This is a genomic window from Dulcicalothrix desertica PCC 7102 (genome assembly GCF_003991905.1).
Lineage (GTDB): Bacteria > Cyanobacteriota > Cyanobacteriia > Cyanobacteriales > Nostocaceae > Dulcicalothrix > Dulcicalothrix desertica.
This window is the reverse complement of the sequence record NZ_RSCL01000005.1, coordinates 41,971-67,392: the sequence shown is the minus strand read 5'-3', so window position 1 is coordinate 67,392 and position 25,422 is coordinate 41,971. Positions and strand designations below refer to the sequence as shown.

At 36.8% G+C, this 25,422-nt stretch carries 14 protein-coding genes; 4 read left to right on the top strand and 10 right to left on the bottom strand.

What is annotated here, in order from left to right:
* The first annotated feature begins 33 nt into the window (after positions 1-33).
* Together DSM106972_RS11650 and DSM106972_RS11645 are read left to right on the top strand one after the other, a co-directional pair.
* Positions 34-1,380 (top strand): TldD/PmbA family protein, encoded by a 1,347-nt coding sequence (locus DSM106972_RS11650; protein WP_127080868.1) that lies wholly within the window; start codon positions 34-36, stop codon positions 1,378-1,380.
* 175 nt (positions 1,381-1,555) lie between these two features.
* The gene (locus DSM106972_RS11645) at positions 1,556-2,440 is read left to right on the top strand and encodes an Rpn family recombination-promoting nuclease/putative transposase (RefSeq protein ID WP_127080867.1); all 885 of its coding nucleotides are present in this window, start codon (positions 1,556-1,558) and stop codon (positions 2,438-2,440) included.
* A 68-nt stretch (positions 2,441-2,508) separates the two neighbouring features.
* On the opposite strand, the gene DSM106972_RS11640 is transcribed toward DSM106972_RS11645, so the two are convergent.
* The 5 genes from DSM106972_RS11640 to DSM106972_RS11625 all read right to left on the bottom strand — a co-directional run bounded on the left by DSM106972_RS11640 (position 2,509) and on the right by DSM106972_RS11625 (position 10,639).
* Positions 2,509-5,568, bottom strand: coding sequence for an FtsZ/tubulin family protein (locus DSM106972_RS11640; RefSeq protein ID WP_127080866.1), 3,060 nt, complete (start codon positions 5,566-5,568; stop codon positions 2,509-2,511).
* A gap of 73 nt (positions 5,569-5,641) precedes the next feature.
* Entirely contained in the window at positions 5,642-5,977 is a 336-nt protein-coding gene (locus DSM106972_RS53345; RefSeq protein WP_233786977.1) for a hypothetical protein, read from the bottom strand.
* A gap of 90 nt (positions 5,978-6,067) precedes the next feature.
* The gene (locus DSM106972_RS11635; protein WP_233786978.1) at positions 6,068-8,374 is read right to left on the bottom strand and encodes a tubulin-like doman-containing protein; all 2,307 of its coding nucleotides are present in this window, start codon (positions 8,372-8,374) and stop codon (positions 6,068-6,070) included.
* A gap of 46 nt (positions 8,375-8,420) precedes the next feature.
* Positions 8,421-10,259, bottom strand: a complete 1,839-nt coding sequence (locus DSM106972_RS11630) for a VWA domain-containing protein (protein ID WP_233786979.1) — start codon at positions 10,257-10,259, stop codon at positions 8,421-8,423.
* A 125-nt stretch (positions 10,260-10,384) separates the two neighbouring features.
* Entirely contained in the window at positions 10,385-10,639 is a 255-nt protein-coding gene (locus tag DSM106972_RS11625) for a helix-turn-helix domain-containing protein (protein ID WP_127080865.1), read from the bottom strand.
* A 708-nt stretch (positions 10,640-11,347) separates the two neighbouring features.
* On the opposite strand from DSM106972_RS11625, the gene DSM106972_RS11620 reads away from it, so the two are divergent.
* Together DSM106972_RS11620 and DSM106972_RS11615 are read left to right on the top strand one after the other, a co-directional pair.
* On the top strand, positions 11,348-14,407 hold the full coding sequence (locus DSM106972_RS11620) for an amino acid adenylation domain-containing protein (RefSeq protein ID WP_127080864.1): 3,060 nt from the start codon (positions 11,348-11,350) through the stop codon (positions 14,405-14,407).
* Between the two features lie 444 nt (positions 14,408-14,851).
* Entirely contained in the window at positions 14,852-20,251 is a 5,400-nt protein-coding gene (locus tag DSM106972_RS11615) for a trifunctional serine/threonine-protein kinase/ATP-binding protein/sensor histidine kinase (protein WP_127080863.1), read from the top strand.
* 80 nt (positions 20,252-20,331) lie between these two features.
* Here DSM106972_RS11615 and DSM106972_RS11610 read toward each other — a convergent pair whose 3' ends face one another.
* The 5 genes from DSM106972_RS11610 to DSM106972_RS11590 all read right to left on the bottom strand — a co-directional run bounded on the left by DSM106972_RS11610 (position 20,332) and on the right by DSM106972_RS11590 (position 25,368).
* Complete coding sequence (locus DSM106972_RS11610) at positions 20,332-21,009, bottom strand: DivIVA domain-containing protein (RefSeq protein WP_233786980.1); 678 nt, start codon at positions 21,007-21,009, stop codon at positions 20,332-20,334.
* Positions 20,892-21,470, bottom strand: coding sequence for a pantetheine-phosphate adenylyltransferase (gene coaD, locus DSM106972_RS11605; RefSeq protein ID WP_019490036.1), 579 nt, complete (start codon positions 21,468-21,470; stop codon positions 20,892-20,894). Before coaD ends, DSM106972_RS11610 begins: the two co-directional genes overlap by 118 nt.
* A gap of 135 nt (positions 21,471-21,605) precedes the next feature.
* Positions 21,606-23,363 carry a CocE/NonD family hydrolase gene (locus DSM106972_RS11600; protein ID WP_127080862.1) on the bottom strand — a complete coding sequence of 586 codons (1,758 nt, stop codon included), beginning with the start codon at positions 23,361-23,363 and terminating at the stop codon, positions 21,606-21,608.
* Positions 23,345-23,779 carry a hypothetical protein gene (locus tag DSM106972_RS11595; protein WP_127080861.1) on the bottom strand — a complete coding sequence of 145 codons (435 nt, stop codon included), beginning with the start codon at positions 23,777-23,779 and terminating at the stop codon, positions 23,345-23,347. Before DSM106972_RS11595 ends, DSM106972_RS11600 begins: the two co-directional genes overlap by 19 nt.
* Positions 23,776-25,368, bottom strand: a complete 1,593-nt coding sequence (locus tag DSM106972_RS11590) for a GH3 auxin-responsive promoter family protein (RefSeq protein ID WP_127080860.1) — start codon at positions 25,366-25,368, stop codon at positions 23,776-23,778. The genes DSM106972_RS11595 and DSM106972_RS11590 overlap by 4 nt, the downstream gene beginning before the upstream one ends.
* Positions 25,369-25,422: the final 54 nt, after the last annotated feature.

Here is a 25,422-nt window from a genome sequence, read left to right as displayed (position 1 = left end):
ACAATAATTCCTAATTCTTAATTAAATCAACCCATGAGTATCTCGGAACTATCTACTTTAGAAACAAGCTTTAATAAGTTAGTTGAAACACTAATAGCTAAGAAATTAGAGAGCGAAGCATTCACTGTTAAATTAAGCAGTGAGCGCAGTCAATTTACTCGTTTTAATAATGCGAAAGTTCGCCAAACAGGTAGTGTTGCTGATGGCTATGTTCAACTTACTTTAATGGATAATCAGCGCACTTGCTATCGTCATTTTCCGTTTACAGGAAATTGGGAAATTGATTGGCAAACTGCATATGCTGCTTTATTAGAATTGCGTGAAGAATTACCTTATTTACCAATTGACCCTTATTTAGTGTTGCCGTCAGGTAATAATACTAGTAGCGAAGTCAATACTGGTAAGTTATTAGAATTAGATGCGGTTGTATCAACTATATTGACGCCTGTTTATGAATTAGATTTTACAGGTATTTATGCAGGTGGTATAGTTATTAAGGGATATGCTGATTCTTGCGGACAAAAACACTGGTTTGTCACAGATTCGTTTACATTAGACTACTCGATTTTTAGTTCGGAAGGACAAGCTGTAAAAGGGTTTTACGCAGGCAGTAAATGGGATGAGAATGGTTATATTGGCAAAATAAATGATGCGAAAAAACAGTTAAAATTGCTCGCGCATCCACCAAAAGAATTACCAAGAGGAGAATATAGAACCTATTTTGCTCCCGCAGCAGTTTCCGATTTAATATCAATGCTGTCATGGGGTGGAGTTAGCGAAGCGGATATTCAACAGGGACATAGTTCTTTAGCTTTACTATGGCGTGGCGAAAAGCAACTTTCTCCGTTATTAAATCTTAAAGAAAACTTTCAGCTTGGCTTAGTACCACGATTTAATGAGTTAGGTGAAATGGCAGCACCTGAATTATATGTTATCGAAAAAGGTACTTTGGCTTCGACACTTGTAAATTCCCGTACTGCTAAAGAATATGACAAAGTAGCTAACGGCGCCAATACTAATGAGTCGTTACGTTCCCCAGAAATATGTCCTGGAAATCTTAGTTTCGATGATATTCTTACTCAGTTAGGTACAGGTTTATATGTATCTAATTTGCACTATCTAAATTGGAGTGACTTACCTACTGGTCGTATTACCGGAATGACTCGCTATGCTTGCTTTTGGGTAGAAAATGGCGAAATTATGGCGCCTATTGAGAATTTGCGCTTTGATGAGACTCTGTATAAATTCTGGGGTGAAAACTTAGTTGATTTTACTAATTTCCAAGAATTTATCCCTGAAGTGGGCACTTATGACTCGCGACAACTAGGGGGAAATATGGCGCCGGGAATGTTGGTAGATAATTTTACTTATACATTGTGATCATCCCCCCCAACCCCCCCCGCGAATTTGGGGGCTAAGAAAAAAACCTCTTAAAGCCCCTTGATAATTATATAGGCACCAATATAATAGTAAATAATTACATGAGAAGGGCGCCAATAACCCATACAAATGATACTATTGTTCTTAAATAGATTATTAATTGGGATGGTTTATTGTGACCTTTATAAATCCTAAAACTGATTTTGCTTTTAAAAAAATCTTTGGTTCTAAACAAAGTAAAGATATTCTAATTGGTTTTCTAAATGCGATTTTGTATGAGGAGAAACCAGTGATTTTAGATTTAGAAATTCTTGACCCATATCAGGCGCCGCGCATCAAAGGTATGAAAGATTCATACTTAGACGTAAAAGCGACTATCACAGGAAATAAAACCGTTATTATTGAGATGCAGGTTTTAAATGTGTTGGGTTTCGAGAAGCGAGTGCTATACAATGCAGCTAAAGCCTTTTCAATTCAGCTTAGACTTGGTGAGGACTATACACTATTAAATCCAGTAATAGCCTTGACTATTACTGATTTTGACATGTTTGAAGGAAATAATAAAGTTATATCTCGCTACCGATTAAAAGAAAAAGACGATTTAACCGATTATAGCGATGATATTGAACTAGTATTCGTCGAGTTACCCAAATTCAACAAACAACTTTCCGAATTAGAAACGTTATCAGATAAATGGCTGTACTTTCTGAAAGCAGCAAACACACTTACGTCAGTTCCACCTACTATGGAAGAAGTTCCAGAAATAAATCATGCGTTTGAAGTTGCAAGAGAAAGCAAATTAACCAGAAAGGAGCTAGATGTGCTAGAAAAACGAGAAATGTTTCTTCACGATAGCAAAAATGCAATTTTAAAAGCACAACAGGATGGTGAAGCTAAGGGTCGAAAACAAGGTAGAGAAGAAGGTAGAGAAGAAGGAGCAAAAGAAAAAGCACTTGCTATTGCACGTTCGCTGCTTGGTGTTTTAGATGTACAAACGATTAGCCAAACTACGGGGTTAAGTGTGGCAGAAGTTGAACAATTACAAAAAGAAACATCGTAAATAACAAATAAGAAAGTAACTTAAATTATTGTGGGATGGGCATTCCTGCCCGTCCCAATTTATTTTACCTAATTCAAAGGATTATACTCCTTCTTCAAATTATCTAATATTTTACGCTCATTACGAGTTAAATCATTGGCCAAAGTATTACCTAATTTCTGTAAATTTTGGTAAACCAAATCATGTTCAAATGCTTCTATACTTTCTCGAATTTCCTCATATAGCTCTTGAAAAGTAAACTCGGTTGCTAAAGCTAAGGCAATTTGTTCTCGGTCTTCACCTAGCAATTGACCTTTGACTTTATATTCTCCTTGAGATTGTGATATTATATTTAGAGCAATTGCTAACATTAAGCTAGAATAAGCTAATATCAACTCACGATTTGAACCAATTTCATCTGGTATTAAATCAGGTATATTGTCTAGCTCATCTGACTCTTTTTGTTCGCTTTGCGCGCGTTCATAGCAGTCTCGGTAAAACTCAATTTGACTGAGAAAATAAGCTGGGAAGCCTAATGAACGAGTCAAAATGCATAATCGTAGCTCGTCTTCTGCTTCTAAAGCTGTTAAAGTTCTACTTAAGCGACTGTAATGTCCAAATATTTGCTCTTTATCTTTCGGCGCCACCCAAAGATTTGTTTCACGTTGAGAAGTTGGGTTTAAGTTTGTATCAATATCTTGAAGTCGCAGTAACAGGTTAGCACTATCATGAAGCTGATTTAAACGCAAGGTGGCAGTATTTGCCGAAATTAAATCTGATTTTTTTAATACTTCACCTATTGACAAATTACTTAGTTGATCGAACTGTTTCTGAGCAAATGGGATAAGCTGGTTTTTAAAGTCTTCGGCAGATATTTTCCATGACTGAGAGCGACTAACTTTTTCTTGAATAAATTTCTCTGTTGAATTTGATGCTAGAAAAGTTTGATAGTATGCATCAATATCAGTATCAGTTAAAACAGTCAACCTAGTTTCGGAAAAATTTGTTTTTGCCTGCTCGCGCTCTTGCACTAAATTATTGTATATTTGAGAGAAATTATCAAGAGTTTGACGTAATGTCTCAGTTCTTTGTTTAGCTGTTCTAATCAAATAATTTAATGTTTCAACACGAAGATTTTGAGCATAAAAGTCGTACTCTAGCTTTAATTGTTCGTTATAACTCCGACGTAGTTCTACTGCGTTCGCTTTTAAACTACTTTCTAATCGTTTAATTTGTTTCTGGAGCTTTAACAAGCGGTCACGAATGGTGGTGCTATATTTAAGCCAAACCAAACCTAAGTAAGTTAATATTGCTACTGTACCCCAAAGCAAGTAAGTAACTAAGTTTTCCCCTATCTTCTGTAATAATAACCAAAGTGTTGATTGGCTAAAAATTCCTATTAGAATTACAAAGCCTAACAATAGGGCGCCAAGAAGTGTTGGATATATAATTAGATGCTGATTGCGGAAATGTTTTTCTTCTGCGATTAACTCGTTTTTTCTATCTACAGCTGCTTCAAGTTGATTTTCAGTGGCAGTTAGCTGAGAAAGTGAAGTAACAACTGCTTTTTCTGCTTGTTCACGAGCTTTTGTGCGAGCGAGCGCACGAATTTGGTTAGCTTGTGCAATTTCTAGATTTGATGCTTTTTGATACTCAGTAATTACTGTTCTTAGCTGTTCATTAATTGTTTGTATCTCTTGCTGTTGTTCTTCTGAGCTACTTTGAGTGAAGTTATCTTGTAGTTGTTGCTGTTGCAATTTTAAAGCTAAAACTTCGTTAAGTAATTCTTTAGTCTTTTCGCCGTCAATTATCACTTGCAACTTTGAGTCAAGAAACGCTTCTGCCGCACGCAGTTCTGTAATGAGATTATGAGATTGGTCGCGCGCTTCATCGCTTTGTAGTTCCAAATATAAATAAGTCAACCTGTTTAGAAGCATAACCGCTTCGTGTAAACCACTCTTGCTTGCGTCAGCATAGCCATTAATAGTATTGTCTAAAAAAGTGGTAAGTGTTGTTTGTACTTGTTTAGATGAGTTTTCTAGTGCGCGTTTATAAGAAAGTAATTCTTTGTTTTCAAATTGCCGATAAGCACGCTGTAACTCCATTCCATATTCGCTCGACATCCCAGCACGTATGTCAATGCGCGGATTAAAATCTTGCCAAATTGGTTTGCCGTTATCTCGTTCTAATTCAAGAAAAGTATCGCTAAAATCTTCGCTTAGTACAAACTCTTTGGCATCTAATAACCATTTACGGTTTGTTTCTGGAGCAAATTCTACTTTTGGTAAAAACTGCTTAATCATGATATCAGCAGCTAAGGCAGCACTTAAACGCTTCATGGCTATTTCTTTAGGGAAAAATAATTCTCCATAGCCAAAAGTACTGTACGCAGGTATTTTACCACGCACTTTTTGGGCGCCTATCAGCAAACCGCTTGTTTGTGCCTCAACAGTCAGAAAACCAGCAAGAGTATCAGCATAGCTACTTAAATTATCTTTAAGTTCACCAATGCGTCCATCAATTAGCCAGCAATTATCGAAGGGAGTAGCTCTTTGACTAGCTGCAACTACAACTCCAGTATTCATTTTGTAATCTAACTCTTTGAGGAGCGCATATGCAGCACTGTAATCAGCAGTTGTAACTTCGGCGAATAACTCTGGTAATAATAGTAAAGCTTCTAAACTGTAAGGTATATCTGGAGAGTGCGTACTAAATAACCAGCGAATCAAACGTACTAGCTCAAAAACGACTCCTCTAGCTAACTGATTACTGGCTGACAACATCAGATATATTTGATGTCCGCTGCTTATTTCTAGTCCTTGGCGTTTTGCTGCGATAACTTCGGGAGATTGATTTACTGATTTGAGTAGGTTAATTACTTGATTTTGCAGTTTACCAGCAGCTTGGGTAAAGGAAGTAAGGATTTGGGAGGCAGAAGTTTTATTATGAGTTTGTGCGAGGTTAAAACTTGTGTCAGCGAATTGGTTTAATTCAGGACTAAAGCTAAAAGCTTGTCCGTCCCAATTTAGAGTATAAGTCTGTATTAAACTGCTTTGAATTGTGCTTGATGTTTGGAGTTGCCGCTTAATGGCTGCACAAAATGCGGCACTATGGGGGTCGAGTGCTAGTAAAATTGTTGGTTTTGGCATGGGAATAAAAAATAAACCATAATAGCCTAGGGTTTCAACCCTAGGAAAACAAAGTTCACAAAGCTAAGTAGGATTAGCTAATTACATCTAATTCTTCTAGGTATGTTTCTATTTCTTGAATTTCCATTTCTACCTGTTCTTTTACTTGGGAATCAACCTGACAATCCCTTAAACGCTGATTGAGATAATCAATGTAATTCGACAAAGAAGATTTAGCTGTGTCTTGGTCTTTGTGGGTAAGATGCTCAACTTTGTCTGCAATTTCGTTAACTAGAGGCAAGTTGCTTTTGAAAGCTTTAAATGCTGATTTGCGATTCTCTCCCAAAAGCAACATTCCATCCTCTAATTTTCGGGCTTGCTCTGTATGGACAAAGTATTTTTTATTTTTGTTAACAATTAATTTATACATGTCAGGCGCCAGTGCCAAAGCAAACCAACGCAGCGCTCCTCCGTCATCTTCCGGTGGAACTAGATTAGGAAGGTTTGTCCAATTACGGTCTCAGTGTTTGAAGACTTTATTTGGGTCTAGGTAAGCTTGCTCCATATCCTTCATTCCGTTAAAGGCAAATAATGGAACACCTATTTCAACTCGGAACAGTGTAAGCTTATGGGGTTCACCCGTTGGTACAAAAGCAGGATTAGTTCTTCCTTTTGGTAAACGACTCGAAAGAGGTGGACTGCTAAAAATAGTGTTGTTACTTTCGACTCCGTAATAGTAAAACTCTGTGATTATGTGCTGCTGCTGAGTCGGTATTTCCGCATCGTCGTATTGCCATAGAGGTACTGCTAGTCTGCCAAGTTGTTGCAAATCTTCTCCCGCATCTTCTGGGTTACTATCTGCCAAAACTTGCTCAACAGTCATATTAGTGAGTGGATGGTAAATCTCGTCTAAAAATGCCACTATTTCATTTTTAACATCAGTAGCTTTTTTATCTGACCACTTAGTTAAGGTTTCAGATTGTTCTCTATACCAACGAATAAAGTCTTCGCCACTAATTTTAGGACGTTTTGATTGCAAATTGACGCGGGCAATTGTATGGATAAAAGGATTATCGTTAGTTGCTTGACGGTTAACTTCGCTATAACTTTGTTCTATATCTCTGTAAACTTTATCTAGATTGCTGTGAATACGCTGGCACTTTTCTTTAATTTCCTCTACTTTCGCTCGCAGTATACCGAAAAGTTCAGCAGCTTTGTCACATCGTTTCCAATGTATGTAAATTTTCCATTTTTGGTCAGCACGCTCTTTATATCTTTGACAAGCTGCTTGAATATTATTCTTATTTGAGAAAAGTGCTTCTGCTGCTTGTTTAATTTTCTCTTCTTGTGGCTCTAATTTTAATGCGTTAAAACTAGATTGCGCTTCCTGTGACTTACGCTGCACACTCTGCTGCAATTCATCAAGTTTGGGGTAAAGTTGAGTCAAAAATTTTAAAGTATAAGCTAGACCATTCGGACGGTTGAAAGCACGCTCCCACCATGCTTCTATGGCGCCAGTTGTAACTTGCTCTAAGCGAGAAAAATTTGCTATTAGTTCTTTTGCTGCTCGTTGCTCCATTTGGTCTGACTGACGCTTGTAAAGTTCTTTTATTGTTGGCAACGCTGTACGGTCATAACGCATTTCGCCAATTCTAAACTCTTGTTTAAACTGTCCTCCATGCTCACTTTCTGTCAACGCATTTAAAACAGTAGCAGCTTCTGTTAAATTAGAGTCAATCAGAAAACGTGCGACTTCGCTATCCATATCAACAGACAGTGTAGGTGCCATCAACTCGTTCTTAAGCAAGCTTTGAGCGTCCTCTAATTTCATTCGCTCATACTGTTGTACTGGCAGAGTTAGAGTAGCGAAGCCAAAACTACAGTAATTTATCTTGCGTCCTCGAACTTTTTCACCAGTTGCTAAATAAGCGCGAATATTATCGGCAACGTTAGCAGCGTCTAGACCTATTTGAGAACCAATCTGGACATATAAACCATCTGCGACTAAATTCTGCAAATCATCAGGACGCGAAACAACAGTTCCTTTTTTATTAACACCATCAATTAAAAACACGGCATCAAACGGGGGACGGTCGGCTCTCACCTTTGCTACACCGTAGTCTATTTCAATTGCATTGGATGGTGTCAAGCCCCAAAAATGTTCGATTTCCTTGAGGGCGCCATAAGCGTTTGACTTGACTAAATGAGTTTGAGGAAGATTCGCAAACACTCTTGGTAAAACAAATACTCCCGTAATATTAGAGAAGCTATTGAGATATTGCCGAGCTAAAAATGCTATATCTAAAAACGTCCCACTTCCTGTTCCCCCAGCTAAACTGCCAACAATGAAAATCTCGACGCCATCGCGATTGGAAACTTGAAAGTTGTCTGAAAATGCTTGTGCAGAAGTACGAATTTCGCGTACAGTGTTAATTGCTTGAGCGATTAAACCGTTTATGTCGCCCACTTTTGCAAATAACGCTAACCTTCCACGAGCTCGAATTTGTCCGGCGCCACTGATTAAACTAGATGTTGGAATGTCTTTAGGCCACCATTCAGCAATATTATCGTTACGTGTGTAAGGTATTGGATTTGCTACAGATATTGCATAAAGCTCATTTGGTTCTAAAATAACCTTGTTGCCATCTGGTGACTTTTCCCGTTCTTTGATATTTTCGGTAGTATCAATAGAAAGGAAACGAATAATTTCTGGTACATAACCGTAAGCGTCTATAAAGCGCTTTTTAAGCTTGAGTACAACTTCATAATCTGTACCACCTAACCCAATTACAACAGTAGGACGAAAAACAACAGTAGGACGTGACATTTAATATCCTCTCACATTATTAATAGTTGAATAATTAGTTGAATAATTAATAGGCATCTTCCCCGCTACTGACTTCAAAGGGACGTTGATGCTCAATCCAGTTAAATTGCAGCTTGACTTTACCGATTTCGATTACATCGTCATCGTAGAGTTCAGAAGTAGTTACTTCCTTAGTATTGACAAAAATTACACCTTTTAAACATCGTAAATAGATATTTTTTTTGCCTAATTGCCAGACAGAGAATAATTCGGCATCGGAATTAGTAGCAGCAATTGCTGGTATTATATTACTCAGCTGCACTTGAACTTTGTGGAGGTGAGTCAGACTAATTTCTTCGTCTTCCGAGGATTTTGGTATTGGTTCCAGTACAAAAAGTGCCCCTTCTAAGTATTTGCGATTACGAAAATCTTGGAGCAATTCAAAGGGAGTTTTGCGCTGAATTAAGCAAGTTATTGTTAAAGCAATTAGCAATACCAGCAGTAGTAAAAGCGTCCACAGGACTATTTTTCGCCACATTGGCATAAAAATATGTATTTGAGCTTTTGTACTAGTGGAGCTTACAATTGGGTTATCAGGGGTCAATACTAATGTGAAGTTACGGGCGCCTTCAAAACTGTTATCATTAACTTCTAACTGCACAGGAATTTTTGTCTCTCCTGCTTGTAAAGATATAGATGTTATTGAAGCTGGCACAGAAACATCTTTAGTTCCATCTATCTGTAATTTTGCGGTTCCAGATATATTGCTTTTGACTAGTAAAGTTTGAGTTGCTGTCGTTTTACCTGTTTCTACTGAGCCAAAATCTAGAGAAGCAGGTTGGACAAAGAGTTCTGATTTAATAGTTACAGGTAGGTCTATTTTAGAAGGCGCCACTTTATAGTTTACAGGATTTAGAACTAAACGTAAGTTGCTGGCGCCTGCTTGTATATTTTCTGGAATTTGTAAACGGACGGGAATAGGTGTTGGTTGATTAGCTGCTAGGTTGATTGTGCTACCAGGTGAAATCAAGCGAATGCCACCTTGCGACGCTTCAAGTTGCAAATTTACCTCAACGTTTACATTACTAATGCCAGTTATATTAAACGGTTCAGTAGTTGTTCCAGGTAATACTGGTTTTAAATTAGCAGTGGGTAAATTTACATCTAGTTTGGGTTGGACTAGAACAGGTCGAATATTTTGAGCTAGTTGGTTTAACTGTACTTCTCCAGGGTCACGTAATACCCTTCCCTTTCCACACAGCGCTGGGTTATTGGCAAAGTCATTAAGCTGCTTTTCGTGTTCCTTTAACCCAAGAGACACAAAAAATATGTAAGGTTTACATTGCTGCTGGCGTAAAAATTGAGCATTACTAGGGATGGGAACAGGATTTGGAATACCCTGCACTTGCTCTTGCCCATCAGTTAAAAACACTATACTGACACTACGGCCGAGAGCATCCGGACGCGCGTTTAACATAGCAGAATGTTGCAGTGCTATTTGTACTGCTTTACCTGTATGTGTACGCATACCATCCGCTTGAAGTGTCTGGATTATTTGTTTAAGCTTGCCTCGGTCTTGATTGCTCGTAATTTGAGCATTTTCAGTTTGTAAGGTAACATCTCTATCAAAAGTGTAGATAGTGACGGTATCGCCTATCTGAGCCGTGTTAATAAATTCATTAATAGAATTTTTAACTTGCCCAAAAATGTTTTTTGTACCATTGACACCACGCATTGAAGCAGAAGTATCTACTACCACAATCCAGTCAATTCCACCTTTTTGAGTAGTTTGAGCTTTTGCGGCGCCTGAGTAATAAATTAGCATTAGAGCAAAAGCAATAATGCCCGGTATTGACCCATATTTAACCCAATGCTTTAAGTATTTGACACCCAATTTAACATCCATAAAGCGCTCCAGGCATTTTCAAACTGCTATGCTGACAGCAGAAATTAACATCGAAGATTAATTATTTCGATACATCTGCTCTCAATATGCAGTGAAAAATGTTTTATTCTGCTGAATTTTTAAACTTAATCGGAATCTTTTTGATAATCAGCCAATAACTTTTGACCTTTCTCGCCAAGCTTTGCAACCAAAGCCTCAATTTGCTGTACAGCAAGTTTAGAGGGTTTAGTATGCCCGTTTTCCCAACGGTTTACAGTAGGAAATGTAACACCAAGAACAACCGCAAACTCTTCTTGTGTCAATCCCATAGAAAGCCTAAGCTCGTAAATAAATTTGCCGATTTTAGGCTGGTTAACTGATATTTTATTTTGAATTGCCATTCAACTTAATATCACATGAAATAATGGTTTTTAACAAGTGATTTATTAAACTATATAATAACTGCTATATTTTGGAATGTCACGTTTTTAAAAAATAAGGTAATTTTACTGATCCAACAAAATTTAATGCATTTACTAAATAAGTAAATACACATAAAATAAATTCAAATAAAGATTATTATTTATTCTTTATCTGTAAACTACCAACCTTGTTCTTGAATAATTTGCTTTTTAAGCTTTTTCGACTGGATAGTTATTTTCGCCACGCTGCACTAGGGAAGTCAAGTTTACTCAATACAAGTATGGCAATTGAATAATAAATTAGTTGTAATTATAATGCAGTTTGGATTCTTTCCAATTTTCTCAATTTTATTCATGGTACACTTCGCGGTTGGTCGCCTTCAGACGTTTTCCGTAGTTTTACGGTAATAAATTACATACTGCTCGCCCTTCGTTGCCCTGTATTCTTGATAAATTTATAATTATGTAATAACTATGCAGCTAATAACTGCATTCTCTTCAAGATTAATTTAAATTAAATTACGTAGTTTCTGGCTTATCAATTTGATTTTTGTAATGGTTTAATGTATTTAATTAGGACTATAAATAAAATTTTAAGGGTCATCATAAGTTCAGTGTTGTTGCCAAAATTTCATATTTAAAATCGATTTTTATTAGCTGTGTAAAGAGAAGCTAAATAATAGTTAAATGAACAATCAAAACCTACAATTGCATTACACAATTGTCTCTCTTATTGAGTTAATTTTCCAACAGTATCCAAATAGTGTAGCGTTGGTATTTGGAGAACAACAATTAACTTACAGAGAGTTTCACCAACGAGCAGAATGTTTATACAATTACTTGACAGCACAAGGTCTACTGAAGCCTAATACTTTAATTGGGTTGTGTGTGGAACCTTCATTTGAAATGGTCATCGCTATCTATACAATTTTGAAAGCAGGTGCTGCTTTTGTTCCCCTCGACCCAGATTTACCCCGTCAGCGTTTGAGTTACACAGTGGCTGATGCCAAATTAACTACGATTTTAACTTCTCGAAAATTTGCCTTTGACATTGAACCAGCGCTGCGGCAGAGTAGTTTAAATGGGCGTATGTGCTTTCTTGACTCTGAGGAGGTATGGCAAAACCAAGATGTCTCAAGTCCTGCACCAACAGTCGAAGCTGACCAACTTGCTTACATCATTTACACTTCCGGATCTACAGGTACACCCAAAGGAGTTGCAATCGCTCACCGTGGTTTACTAAATCATACTCTTGCCAGTTGCGATATTTATGATATTCAACCTAAGTCACGAATACTTCAGTTTGCATCTATTAGCTTTGATTCATCAATAGCAGAAATCGCAATTTCGCTATGTAGTGGAGCAACGTTAGTGTTAGGAGCTAGGGAGGAAATGCTTCCGGGTCAACCTTTAGCAAGCTTTATAGCTAAACATCGGGTACAAATGATGATTTTGCCTCCCTCTGTATTGGCAACCTTGACACAGTTCCGCAATGAGCTTTCTGATTTACGATTAATTATTGTTGGTGGTGAAGCTTGTCCGTTATCGCTCGCCAAGTCATGGATTTCATCGACTACCAAGTTGTTTAATGTTTATGGGCCTACAGAAATAACTATCTACGGAACAATGTATGCCTTTAATGCGGATGACATTAGTATGCCTATAGGCTATGCATTACCTAATGTAGAAACTTATATTCTTGATGAAGAACTTAAACTTTGTGCCGCAGGTGAAAAAGGTGAACTGTATGTAGGTGGTGTAGGTATTGCTGTAGGTTATTGGAATAAACCTGAGTTAACAAGTACTCGTTTCTTAGATAATCCTTACAGTTCGGGTAAGATATATAAAACTGGTGATATTGTTTATGAAGATACCGATAAGCCAGGGCTGTTGCATTTTGTTGGTAGAATTGATAATCAGGTGAAAATTCGTGGTAACCGTGTAGAAGTAGAGGCAATTGAAAGCTTACTGACACAGCACCCAGATGTACTTTCAGCAGCAGTCAAAGCGATTAGAACACAAACAACAAACTCAGATTTACCTGAAAACTACGGTATGTCGATGCTTGTTGCCTATATTGTTTCCCGTGCGGGTAAGTTTATTACAGAAAAGCACCTACAGCGTTTTGTTGCAGAACAACTACCAGAATATATGGTTCCTACCCGCTTCGTCTTTATGGACGAATTACCTTTGTTACCTAATCGCAGTAAAGTAGACCGCAACGCTTTACCAGAACTGCAACAGGCGCCATCTTTTGACATCGATATAAAAGACAATAAAACTAAAATAGCCGCAATTTTTGACGAAACCTTATTTTTGACTCCGGGAAGTTGCACACCCGATAGTAATTTCTTTCATATGGGTGGTAGCTCGCTGTGTGTTGCCCATTTATTGTTTGCAATTGCTCGTGACTTTGGGGTCAAAATTCCTTCTCGCTTAATTTACGAATATGCCACACCATTAGATTTAGCTAAATTACTAGAACGGTACCATCTTCAAACCGAAGATGTAATGGATAATGATAGGCATCTTTATTTAGACGATGCGAAATTATCTTTAGAATTACATACGTCTTGGCAACAACCAGAGCAAGTTAAATACAATTGTGCATTGGTTACGGGTGTAACAGGTTATCTTGGCTCTCATTTGTTACATGAGTTACTTCAAAAAGGTCGCTATCAGAAAATATACTGCTTGGTGCGAGCAGAAGATTATACAGAGGCACTTCTTCGACTTCGCACTACTTTTATTAAGTATCAGTTACCAATCTTAAAACTATCTCAGGTGGTAGTCATTACTGGAGACATACAACAACCACAATTACAGCTACCCGTAGATATATATAATAAACTAGCTGAAGAAATTGATTGCGTTTACCATGTAGCCGCTGATACTAACTATATCAAACCTTATTCGGCAATGAAAAAGCCTAATATTGAAGGTACTGCGAACATTATCTCTTTCGCATCATATAGGCGCCATAAAATACTGCATTATGTATCGACTTTAGCAGTTTACGGCTCGACAACTTCTTTGCTGGGTATAGAAGAAGTTTCAGAAGATCTAAACATTAGTATTACAGCACCGATTATGTCGGTAGAATATGCCTATGTTCGAGCAAAATGGGCTGCCGAATATATGGTACATATGGCTAGAGAAAAAGGGTTAGCAGTTTCTATTTATCGTCCTGGGTTTATTTCCGGACACGAGCAAAAAACAGGAGTGATTAACCGTGACGATATGTTTTATCGTTTTGTCACAGGTTGTACTCAAATGGGACTATGCCCGTACCTGCCCTTAAAATATTGGAATCCCGTACCAGTAGACTATGTTGCTACTGTTATTGCCCATATTAGTTTAGATGCCGACCATACAAGTAAAAATTATAATATTCTTCTTCCACGGGAGCATGAGTTAAGTAATGACCGTATATTTAAGGTAATTAATTCTTTGGGTTATTCAGTGGAAAGCGTTTCACTCAAAAATTGGCTGAATGCGCTCTCCAGCATATCACCTCAAAACGCAATACATCCCTTAATCTCATTTCTACAGGAAAAAGTGTACCAAAATCGTAGCACTATTCTAGAGGTACATCACTGTACACCTATATTTAGGGCGGATAATACCTCAAAAGCTATCGCACAATTCGGTATCGAATGTCCAAAGTTTGATACAACCCTGCTAGGTCATTATTTACCTAATTTTGTTCGAGATGTAACTAAAGAACCTGTGTTCATATGCCCCTAGGCTAGGGTGTTGATTTTGTTATAATGCGCGGTATAATTTGGCTAATCGAAGTATTGTGTTCAGTAGTAAAGCCCAAAATCCTGATTTTATAAGCTTTTTACGCTGGCGCCACGAGACACAAAAACTGCATGAACTTTTTTCTAAGGCTTATACACAAAGTAAACACCCTACCCCTAGGCTTATCATTGGTATTGAAAAAGACATTTAACTTAATGTAATTTTTAATACATACTATATAAGTAGTAATGGAATAGAAATGTACGCTTTTACCCTGATGCCTACATTCCTGTCCCTTTGCTACTTGCACACGACGGCAAGCGGGCAACATCGATTAAAAATATAGAAAATCATAGAAAAAATAACAACTATTGATTGAAAATGCTTAAAACTGGGAACCCTAAATATACATAACATCCAGATAAGTCTAGTAAAAAAGGTTCTATTATGGTGTCATCTCTGTTGCTTCCAGGTTATGAGCTAACTGAAGTCATCCACGAGGGTAGCAATAATATTATCTATCGGGGGATATCGCGATTATATGGGCAAAAAGTCATCCTCAAAATTCTTAAAGATGAATATCCTTCCCTCGAAGCAATTGCTCGTTTGAAGCACGAGTACAAAGTTACGGAAAATCTTGATTTAAAAGATGTTGTTAAAGTACTGAGACTAGAAACCCATGAAAATCGTTTGGCACTGGTATTGGAAGATTTTGATGGACAATCGCTTAAGCAACTACTTTGTACAAAAAAGTTAGAGATAAATAGTTTTATCAGTATTGCAATTCAATTAGTACAGGCTTTAGTATCGATACACACTAACCATATAATCCATAAAGACATCAAACCTGGGAATATTATCATTAATCCAGAAACAGGAGTTGTAAAAATTACCGACTTTAGTATTGCGTCACGTTTGTGTAAAGAAACCCCTCAACTTGCTAACCCTAACCAACTAGAAGGAACTTTGGCTTATATTTCTCCAGAGCAAACTGGGAGAATGAATCGTTCTTTAGACTACCGCACTGACTTTTATTCTTTGGGTGTCACTTTCTATGAGATGTTGACAGGGCAATTACCTTTTCAAAATCAAGACTTACTAGAGTTAGTTTATTGTCATATTGCCCAGCAACCTACTGAGATAGAGAGATTAAATTTAGAAGTACCTGGTGCGATTGTCGCGTTAGTTAAAAAACTAATGGCTAAAAATGCTGAAGACCGCTATCAAACAGCTAAGGGGATATTAGCTGATTTAGAGATATGTCGGAAACAGCTACAGACAACAGGCAAAATTTCTGATTTTACGCCCGGTCGTTTAGATATTTTAAGTCAGTTACTTATCCCACAAAAGTTATATGGGAGAGAAGCTCAAGTTAATTTACTTTTAGAAGCTTTTGAACGAGTTAGTACAGGAAGTCGTGAATTAGTTTTAGTTTCTGGTTATTCAGGAATTGGTAAATCATCTGTCGTCAACGAAGTTAATAAACCGATTACTCGTGCTAAAGGCTTTTTTATCAGCGGGAAATTTGACCAATTTCGACGCAATATTCCTTATGCACCTTTAATACAAGCTTTTAGTGCATTAATACGGCAACTACTAACAGAATCTACTTCTAAACTTGAAGAATGGCGCCATAAAATTTTAGCTTCTGTTGGTTCAAACGGACAAGTCATTATTGATGTTATTCCCGAAGTCGAACTAATTATAGGAAAACAACCTGATGTATCGCAGCTAACATCAACCGAATCACAAAACCGCGTTAATAGTATCTTGCAAAAGTTTATCAGTGTTTTTACGCAGCAAGATCACCCTTGTGTTATCTTTTTAGATGATTTGCAATGGGCAGATTCCGCTACATTAAAATTAATGCAAACATTGATTACAAATTCTGATAGTAAATATCTACTAATTATTGGTGCTTATCGAGATAATGAAGTTAGTCCAACCCATCCACTAATTCAAACAGTCAATGAAATTCAACAAAAATCTATCATTGTTAATAATATTGTTTTAAAAGAACTCGGTTTAGATGATGTAACTCAATTAATAGCTAGTACATTGAATGATACAACTACAAAAATATATACATTAGCAGAGCTAATTTATCATAAAACGGCAGGTAATCCTTTCTTCCTGACTCAATTACTTCTAGCACTTGATCAAGAAAAACTTTTAGAGTTTGATTTTAATAGTATTTCTTGGAAATGGGATATAGAAGAAATACAAGCAATTGGCATCACCGATAAAAGTGTTGTAGAAATAGTAGCTAGTAGAATTCAAAACCTGCCAGAAACAACACAGGAATTACTAAAATTTGCAGCTTGTATAGGTAATAGATTTACTCTAGACGTACTTTCTATTGTAACAGAAGAAAATACTATAGTTATAGCAAATCAGCTTGATGCTGCTTTACAATCCGGGCTGATTTTACCTTTAAATGACTCTTATCGTATTCCTTTAGCCTTTAATCAAGAAGAATCAGCTTATTTTAGTTTTAATGCCAAACAAGTAGTTTATAAATTTTTACACGATAGAGTTCAACAAGCAGCCTACTTTTTGATCCCCGATACTCAAAAACAAAAAACTCATGTAAAAATAGGTAATTTACTTTTAGAACAGACACCATCAGAATCATTAACAGAACATATTTTAGATATCGTTAACCAGCTAAATTACGGTGTAGACTTACTTAGCTTACAATCTGAGAAAAAAGAACTAGCAAAATTAAATCTTCAAGCTGCTAAAAAAGCAAAGCTATCTGCTGCTTATGAAGCATCTACAAAATATTTAAATGTAGCCTTACAACTTTTATCAATAGATAGTTGGTGCAAAGATTATGAATTAATGTCAAATTTACATATAGAAGCAGCCGAATCAGCTTTTATAACAGGTAATTTTGGTCAGTGTAATGACTTAATAAACATTACTTTAGAACAAGCTAACAATATTACAGATCAGGCGAGAATATATCAAATAAAAATGCAAATGTGTATGACATTAAATGAAATGTCTACAGTTATAGAAATTGGATTAAAATTTTTAGAAAAACTAGGTATACACCTGCCTAATCATCCTTGTGAATCTGATTTTGTTGAGGCATTATTGAAAACAAAATCAGCATTGGAAGGAATAAAAATAGAAAAGTTAATTCTGAAACCAGAAATGATCGACCCTCACAAGCTAGCAGCAATGCCAATTTTAATGTTTGTGATTAATGCTGCTTCGCAAAGCGGTTCTTCATTACTATTTGCAATCGCAATTTTTGCAATGGTTCGGCTATCAATAGAATATGGAAATTCTCCGATTTCAGCTTTTGGCTACGGTGTTTATGGTTCAATATTATGTGACAAGCTTGGTGATATCGAAACAGGTTATAAATTTGGAAAATTAGCAACAAAGCTAGTCTTAAAAACAAATTTAAGTCCCTTGAAAGCAAAAATATGCTTTATCTTTAATGGAATGATTCGGTATGTAAAAGACCCTATTGAAGAAAGTAATAAAGACCTATTAGAGGGAATGCATAGTGGATTAGAAAATGGAGATATAGAATTTGGTAGTTATTGCGGTACTATTGAAGCTTTGAATTTATATTTTAAAGGTGTAAATTTAGAATCACTAGATCATAAATTCCGAAGTTATATAGATTTAGCGCGCAAGTTAAAAATTGAAGCCCTAGCTGTGGGTTTGAGTATTTTCAGACAAACTTCTTTAAACTTACAAGAAGATTTATCACATATGTCCGTCTTACATGGTGAAGTATTTAATGAATTAACCATGATATCTGAAGTCGAAAAAAATGTTTCTTATCAAGGGTACTTATATTCATGTAAAACATTACTATCATACTTTTCCCGCGATTACAAATCAGCCATAAAAAATGCAGAAATAACATCTAAAATTCATCAAAACAATATAGGTCTTTTCTTATATTATGTAAATACTTTTTATTATTCACTATCGCTACTAGCTGATTTGCGATCTGGTTTACCTGCTGGACAAAAAGAACAACATCTAAATCAGGTTATAGCTAATCAGAAGCAAATGAAGCAATGGGCTAAACATGCACCAGAGAATTTCAAACATAAATATGAATTAGTAGAAGCAGAAAAAGCAAAATTTTGGGGTAAAGATTTATTAGCAATGCGTTTGTATGATAGTGCGATTTCCGGAGCAAAAGAAAACGAATACACTCAAGAAGAAGCATTAGCAAATGAGCTTGCAGCATGTTTTTACCTTGATTTAGGCAAAGAAAAAATTGCTAAAGTATATATGACAGATGCCTACTATGGCTACATTCGCTGGGGTGCAATAGCCAAGGTAAAAGATTTGGATGAACGCTATCCCAATTTAATAATTCGCAGTGAATATGTTAAACAACTAACGCTAGACTTAACTAAAACTATCACCGCTACAAAAACAAGTTCTTCGGACACAACAACTAGTAATCATAATATTTTGGATTTAGCAACAGTTATAAAAGCTTCTCAAGCAATAAGTAGCGAAATTATCCTAGATAAGTTATTAGAGAAACTTTTACAGATTATTCTGGAAAATGCTGCGGCTCAAAAAGGTTGTTTAATATTACTCAAAAACGATGAATTATTCGTTGAGGCAATCAAAATCCAGGAAGCATCGGTAATCTTGCAATCAACCCCTGTTGATATAAGCCAAGACATTCCTATTTCTTTAATTAATTATGTTGCCAGAACCCAGGAAAATTTAGTATTAGATAATGCTGTTTCTGAGGTAATTTCTCAATCAGACCCTTATATACAGCGTTTTCAATCTAAGTCTGTGCTATGCTCTCCTATTTTCTATCAGAGTAAATTTAGCGGTATTTTGTATTTAGAAAATAATCTAGCAACAGGAACATTTACAAGTGATCGCATTAATATTCTCAATCTCATTACATCTCAGGTCGCAATTTCTTTAGAGAATTCCCAATTGTATCAACAAGCACAAAACTATGGCAAACAATTAGAATCTTCGCTTTCCGATCTCAAGCAGATGCAGTTGCAATTGGTACAAAGTGAAAAAATGTCTGCTTTGGGTAATTTGGTATCGGGTATTGCACATGAAATCAACAACCCTATTGGTTTTTTGACTGGAAACTTACAACCCGCTTCAGATTACGTGCAAGACCTATTAGAATTAATTGATTTATATCAAAACTATTATCCCCAACCAATAGCAGAAATTACTAAAAAAATAAAAGCAATAGATCTAGAATACGTGCGCGAAGATTTACCCAGATTAATTGATTCGATGCAAGAAGGTGTAAATCGCATTTATGATGTTAGTATGAGTTTACGAACATTTTCTCGTGCAGATACTCAGAAAGCTATCGCAAGTAATATACATGAAGTTATTGATAGTACAATTTTGATTCTTAAACATCGTTTAAAAGCATCAGCAACTCGTCCAGAAATACAAATAGTAAAAAGCTATGGAAATTTGTCAACAATACAATGTTTTCCTGGACAACTTGGTCAGGTCTTTATGAATCTAATTGCTAATGCTATTGATGCCTTGGAGGAGTCTAATGCTGGAATAAGTTTTAATGAGCTTCAAAGTAATCCTAATACGATTACTGTTACTACTAAGATTAACCCAGATGAAAAGTTTGTTTTAATTATAATTAAAGATAATGGCGTAGGGATGACAGAGGAAGTTAAACAACATATCTTTGAACACCTGTTTACTACCAAACCTGTAGGTAAGGGTACTGGGTTAGGTTTGGCAATTGTTCGTCAAATTATCATAGAAAAACATAATGGAACTATTGAGGTAAATTCGACACTGGGGCAAGGGTCGGAGTTTATAATCAAGCTTCCTGTAAGAGTGTAAAGTTGCCCCGTTAGGATATGTTCGTAGTAAGCACTCAAGTTAAAGCACTAAAGTGCTTACTACGAATTTTTTCCTTTTTATTACTTTTTCTTTGGTGGTAATCTCGATGCATTGAGTGAAGAGCGCCCATTACGGATAATACGTGTCATTTCATTTAAATCTTGCTCGATGTGTTCGAGAACACTATCAGCATAATCATCGGCGCCTTGTTCTATTTGTTGGGCTTCTGCCATAGCTTCGGCTCGCATTTGTTCTATTTCTTGTTGACATTGACGACGTTTCAGGTCAATTTCTTCGAGAGTTTGCTGCATTAATAATTCACACTCAAGCTGAACTTTCCGCTTTAACTCTAAAGCTTCGTGTTCTGCAGAGCGAATAATATCACTTTCTTCTAAAATTTGCGCGCGCTTGGTTTGAGCAGCATCGACGATACGCTGTCCATACTCTTCTGCTTCGAGCAAAATTTCCTCTCTTTGCTGGGTTATAACCGTTGCTTCGTTAAACGCTGCTGGTAACGTCGAACGAATATAATCAAGTAGGTCAAATAGTTTTTCCTCATCCACTACGGTACGTTTAGTAAATGGAATCCGGAAACCAGCAATAATCATTTCCTCAAAATGGTCGAGTGATTGCTGAATATTTAAACATCCATCTCCGTCTGGTTGTGAATTTCCAACAGTGTGTCCATTGGAGGATTCGTGAGGGATGGGATGTTTTCCGTTATGCTCTGGTTCGATTGGTATTTGTGGGCGTAGCATTGGTATATATCTAGGGCAACGTGCGGAGGAACAAGGTGATTGACAGAGCCACCAAACTTTGCAATCTCTTTTACCACACTACTACTTAAAAAACTATATTCATTTGATGTTGCCAAAAAAACAGTCTCAATTTGGGTCGAGAGCGTTTTGTTGGTATGTGCCATCTGAAGTTCTACTTCAAAATCAGAAATTGCACGCAATCCCCGCAGTAGTACTCCCGCTCTTCTCATTTGGGCATAGTTTACAGTCAGCCCATCAAAGCTATCAGCTTCAACGTTTGGTAGATGCTTGGTTGATTTACGAATTTGTTCAATTCGCTCTTGCACTGTAAAAAGAGGTGTTTTGTTCGGGTTACGTAGCACAGCTACAATAACTCGTTCAAACAGCTTCGCACCACGCTGGATGATATCGAGGTGCCCCAGTGTTACGGGGTCAAAACTTCCGGGATAAATGGCAATCACAGTTGCAGGCGCCTTTAATTGCTGGAGTGATAATTATACCTAAAGTTTCTTGATTTTGACTCAGGAACTCATGTAAATTTAATCACTCTTCGTATAGCTTGAGATTTCTGCGTCAAGCATTGGATTTCTCGTTAATTACGTATAGTTAGGAATAATTGGTAGTACAAGATATGAAGGCGCCTTCTGGTCATGGTAAATAACTTGTTTTGCGGTAACTGGGTTAATTTCCGTGGCAATTGGGTGCCCAGTATTTGGATTGCGGTCAAATCGCGGATAATTACTACTAGATACTTCTAGCCTGATTTTATGTCCTTTGAAGAAAACCTGACTTGTTGCCCATAGTTCAATTTCTATTTGAGTTGGTTGCTTTGAAGTGTATTGTCTGCGGATTATTCCTTCAGAAACGTTGTAAGCGGAACCATCGGGATAAACATCAACGAGTTTTGCTGTAAAGTCCGTCGAGGGCGCCGTTGTTGACACGTATAAAATTAGACGTATTGCCCCAGTAACTTCAATATCTTCTTGTAAAGGTGCTGTTGTGTAATTTAAAACGTCATTTCGATTTTCTATATCGTTTTGCCTTTCAATTCCAGCGCGTGGGCCAAGCATTGTACCCCCTGCGCTTGGTACTGGGTTCAATGGATTATATATGTAAGTATCTGGTATTTCTGTGTATTGTGGTGTTAGATTTAATATCCCATCACCGCTAAGAGTATTGGCTTTACCATTACTGTGTAAATAATGTTTTGTATAAATAGTGCGGGCTAAAGGAAATTCTTGCTCTTGGCGCCATATATTTTTACCCATTACATAAATTTGTACCGGAGCTTCTAATTTAGGATTATCGAGTAGATGCTCATCGAACCAGGGAATAGTTGGCGCCAAACTTTCGAGACGGTAGTTGCGAGGTGTGTAACCATTGGGAAAAGTAACGGTGCGCGCGTGTGCCCAAGGACCAATAATTAAACGAGTGTTTTTAGCAACAAGAGGTTTAGCTTCGCTTTTAATTTTGAGAAAGTCTGTAATTTGGGTGGGTAAGAATGGGTCGTACCATCCTGCCATTAATAACGCAGGCGCCTGTAAAGTGTTAGTTCTATTTTCACCATCTATCGTTTTCCAATACTCATCTTTTTCTGGATGACTTGCCCAGTCGTTAAAAAATGGAATATCTTGGACTGCTCGGTCATCTGCTTTAATTAGGGGAAAACCTTTATATCCTGGTTTTAAAACTTCCTCAGATGCAGGATTATCTTGTTTGCCATAGCTGGTAACTGCCCAATATAAAGCGCTTTCTAGAGAAAAGGCGCCTCCAGGATAAAACATACGATGAAAATCTGTGCTACAAATTTGCAAAATTAACGCTGATAAACCAGGATTTACTTTATCCGCTAAAACCCATTGTGTATATCCAAAGTACGAACCACCCCACATGCCAATTTTGCCGTTATACCAAGGCTGTTTTTCTAACCAAGCTAAAGTTTCTATTCCATCTGTCTTTTCGCTTTTAAATGGAAAATATTCCCCTCCAGATTCGTAGCGTCCTCTTGTTCCTTGAATTACAGCAGTATAACCGCGCGCTGCCCACATGCGTCCAACGACATTGGCAAACGTAGTATTTGTAAAATTTTTAGAATAAGGTATTCGTACTAAAATAGTCGGAGTTTTTTCAAGTTGTTGTGGATGGGAAATATTTGCTACTAGCTTCACACCATCAGAAGCAGTAAGAGGAACACTATACTCTACCCAAACTCTATATTGAGCAGAACCAAATCCTAATTGTGAAGCTAAGAAAAAAGGCGCCAGTATTGGAAATGCTGCGATGATAATTGTAGTCAGCAATGCGAGCAAAGCGAAAGTAACTATAAGTATTTTTTTTATTCTTTTTCTTGCCATCTTGCAGAAAATTTTCCCCAAGTAAATAAATATCCAGCTAGCACAAAATGAAAAATAATCGGAATAGTTCCTTCTCCAAACCAACGACGTTCTGGATATAAGTACATAGTTATTACATATCGTATAGCCATGATAACAGCATATGGGTAGCTGAACCATTGAAGCAACTTGCCGAATTTACGTCTTGGTTTTGCGAAAAAGCCTTTATTTCTAGAGATATCTGTATTGATTTTTATTTGTAATATTATAATTAGTATCTGTGTTGGTAGTAGAATTGGATAGGGTAGCAATCCTGAGTACCAATGAGGCATTGGTGGTAGAAATGAAACGTTGAAATATGCTACTAAAATTTGACCAAGGACTCGAAGGAAAAATAGTAAGCTAAGAAGCCATAAGGTAAAAGGGTAATTTTTCATAAATTTTTATTATTTTCATGGCAAAGTATTTTCCATTTATATTGGACGTTTCGTTTATTACTTGCTATTTCTTTTCTTGTTTCTGCTTCTGACCAACCGGGAGGCATTATATATAAACATGGCAAATGTAATCGTTTTGATTGTCGCTTTTGTTTGTATTCGCAGTTGACATTACACAGTTGCAAGTCTATTGCTGTAATTATTTGCTGTAAGAGATTTTCTTGTATGGCTTGTGTTAATTCTAAATCTAGTTCTAAATAAATTTTGTAACGCTGATTTTCAATATCAGGTGTAAATCTATATGTTACTATTGGTAAGTTATATTTTTGTCTTATTGTTTCCATTGCCATCAAGATATGATTGACGTGCATTTTTTCGCCTGTCATATTAGTCATATCCTGACTTTTACGAATGAATGCTAGTAACGGCGCCTTTTGATAAAACCCTGTAACTTCTACAATGTCATGAATTTGATAGCGGTAAAGTCCAGCAGTTGTAGTTAATAAAATACCGTAGCGTTTGCCTAATTCTATTTCATGGCTTAATAATATTGTTGGATTGTCTGAGTCTAATTCCTCTTCTGGAATAAATTCATAATAGTTAGTAGTTAGCGCTAATATTCCGCTAGATGTATTATCTTGATAAGGTAGTGTTATTCTAGCTTCACTTGCTAAATACCCAATGTCGCGAATCGGAACGGCGCCATAATAATTTTCTAGCTTTTGTGCTTGAATACCAACTGTTCCACCAGTCCAACAACCAATTAACTGGAGATGGCGCCAGCAATCTTTAGGTAGTAAAGCATTTGTTCTATCGGTTATTTTTTCTAGTTCTTTTGCTCTCTTGGGTTGAGGTTTAATAGATTTATTACCGAAAGTACCGTTATGAATAGCGCGAATAATATCTTCTTTATATGTATTCGCGATTTGTGCTATACGTATTAAGGTTGTAGGGTTGGGTGTGGAAAGATAAGAAACTTGGCGCCTAAAAGTAAAACACGCAATAGCAAAATATCTTTCGTCATAGTCTTTTAGTTCAAAGGTTTCATAAGGTACAGCATACGAACGTTTGATAATATAAGGTATTCGCTGATAAATTCTCCCCGAAATACTACCATAGCTCATTCCTGAATCTGTATATCCTTCAACTGCTGGACTTACTACCCCTACTATTGCACGTGACAGAAACTGAGGATGGTTTACCAAACTTCGGTAAAGCCATTGTCTCATCAACTCAGAACCCAGTCTTTCAGATGTTTCTGTAACGGGTATATACTTGGGTTTACCAGTTGTACCACTCGTTAAAGTCAACATTGTACATGGTTCACTTGTCAGGATACCTGGTTTCCCTGCAACAATAAGGTCAACATAGGGACGAAATCCTTCATAATCTCTAATTGGAACGAATTTATAGTAGTCACGAGTTGTTTTGATTTGAGAAAACGTATGTTCTCTACCAAAAACAGTGTCAGCATTAGGCGCCAAAATTGAATGCAGAAGTGATAATTGTGCTGCTTCTGGATTCAATGCTGCGACATCAAGCTGTTTTGCAAGGCGCCTACCAAAACGAACAAATGTGCTGAGTATCATTGGCAACGGATAATGAGCGGATGTAACGGATAGTTTATTTTATCTAACTGATTT

What these genes read in the sequence shown, in the direction of transcription:
- DSM106972_RS11650 (WP_127080868.1), top strand. Translation starts at nt 34, where the DNA reads ATGAGTATCTCGGAACTATCTACTTTAGAAACAAGCTTTAATAAGTTA.
- DSM106972_RS11640 (WP_127080866.1), bottom strand. Translation starts at nt 5,568, where the DNA reads ATGCCAAAACCAACAATTTTACTAGCACTCGACCCCCATAGTGCCGCA.
- DSM106972_RS53345 (WP_233786977.1), bottom strand. Translation starts at nt 5,977, where the DNA reads ATGTATAAATTAATTGTTAACAAAAATAAAAAATACTTTGTCCATACA.
- DSM106972_RS11635 (WP_233786978.1), bottom strand. Translation starts at nt 8,374, where the DNA reads ATGTCACGTCCTACTGTTGTTTTTCGTCCTACTGTTGTAATTGGGTTA.
- DSM106972_RS11630 (WP_233786979.1), bottom strand. Translation starts at nt 10,259, where the DNA reads ATGGATGTTAAATTGGGTGTCAAATACTTAAAGCATTGGGTTAAATAT.
- DSM106972_RS11625 (WP_127080865.1), bottom strand. Translation starts at nt 10,639, where the DNA reads ATGGCAATTCAAAATAAAATATCAGTTAACCAGCCTAAAATCGGCAAA.
- DSM106972_RS11620 (WP_127080864.1), top strand. Translation starts at nt 11,348, where the DNA reads ATGAACAATCAAAACCTACAATTGCATTACACAATTGTCTCTCTTATT.
- DSM106972_RS11615 (WP_127080863.1), top strand. Translation starts at nt 14,852, where the DNA reads ATGGTGTCATCTCTGTTGCTTCCAGGTTATGAGCTAACTGAAGTCATC.
- DSM106972_RS11610 (WP_233786980.1), bottom strand. Translation starts at nt 21,009, where the DNA reads ATGCTACGCCCACAAATACCAATCGAACCAGAGCATAACGGAAAACAT.
- DSM106972_RS11600 (WP_127080862.1), bottom strand. Translation starts at nt 23,363, where the DNA reads ATGGCAAGAAAAAGAATAAAAAAAATACTTATAGTTACTTTCGCTTTG.
- DSM106972_RS11595 (WP_127080861.1), bottom strand. Translation starts at nt 23,779, where the DNA reads ATGAAAAATTACCCTTTTACCTTATGGCTTCTTAGCTTACTATTTTTC.
- DSM106972_RS11590 (WP_127080860.1), bottom strand. Translation starts at nt 25,368, where the DNA reads ATGATACTCAGCACATTTGTTCGTTTTGGTAGGCGCCTTGCAAAACAG.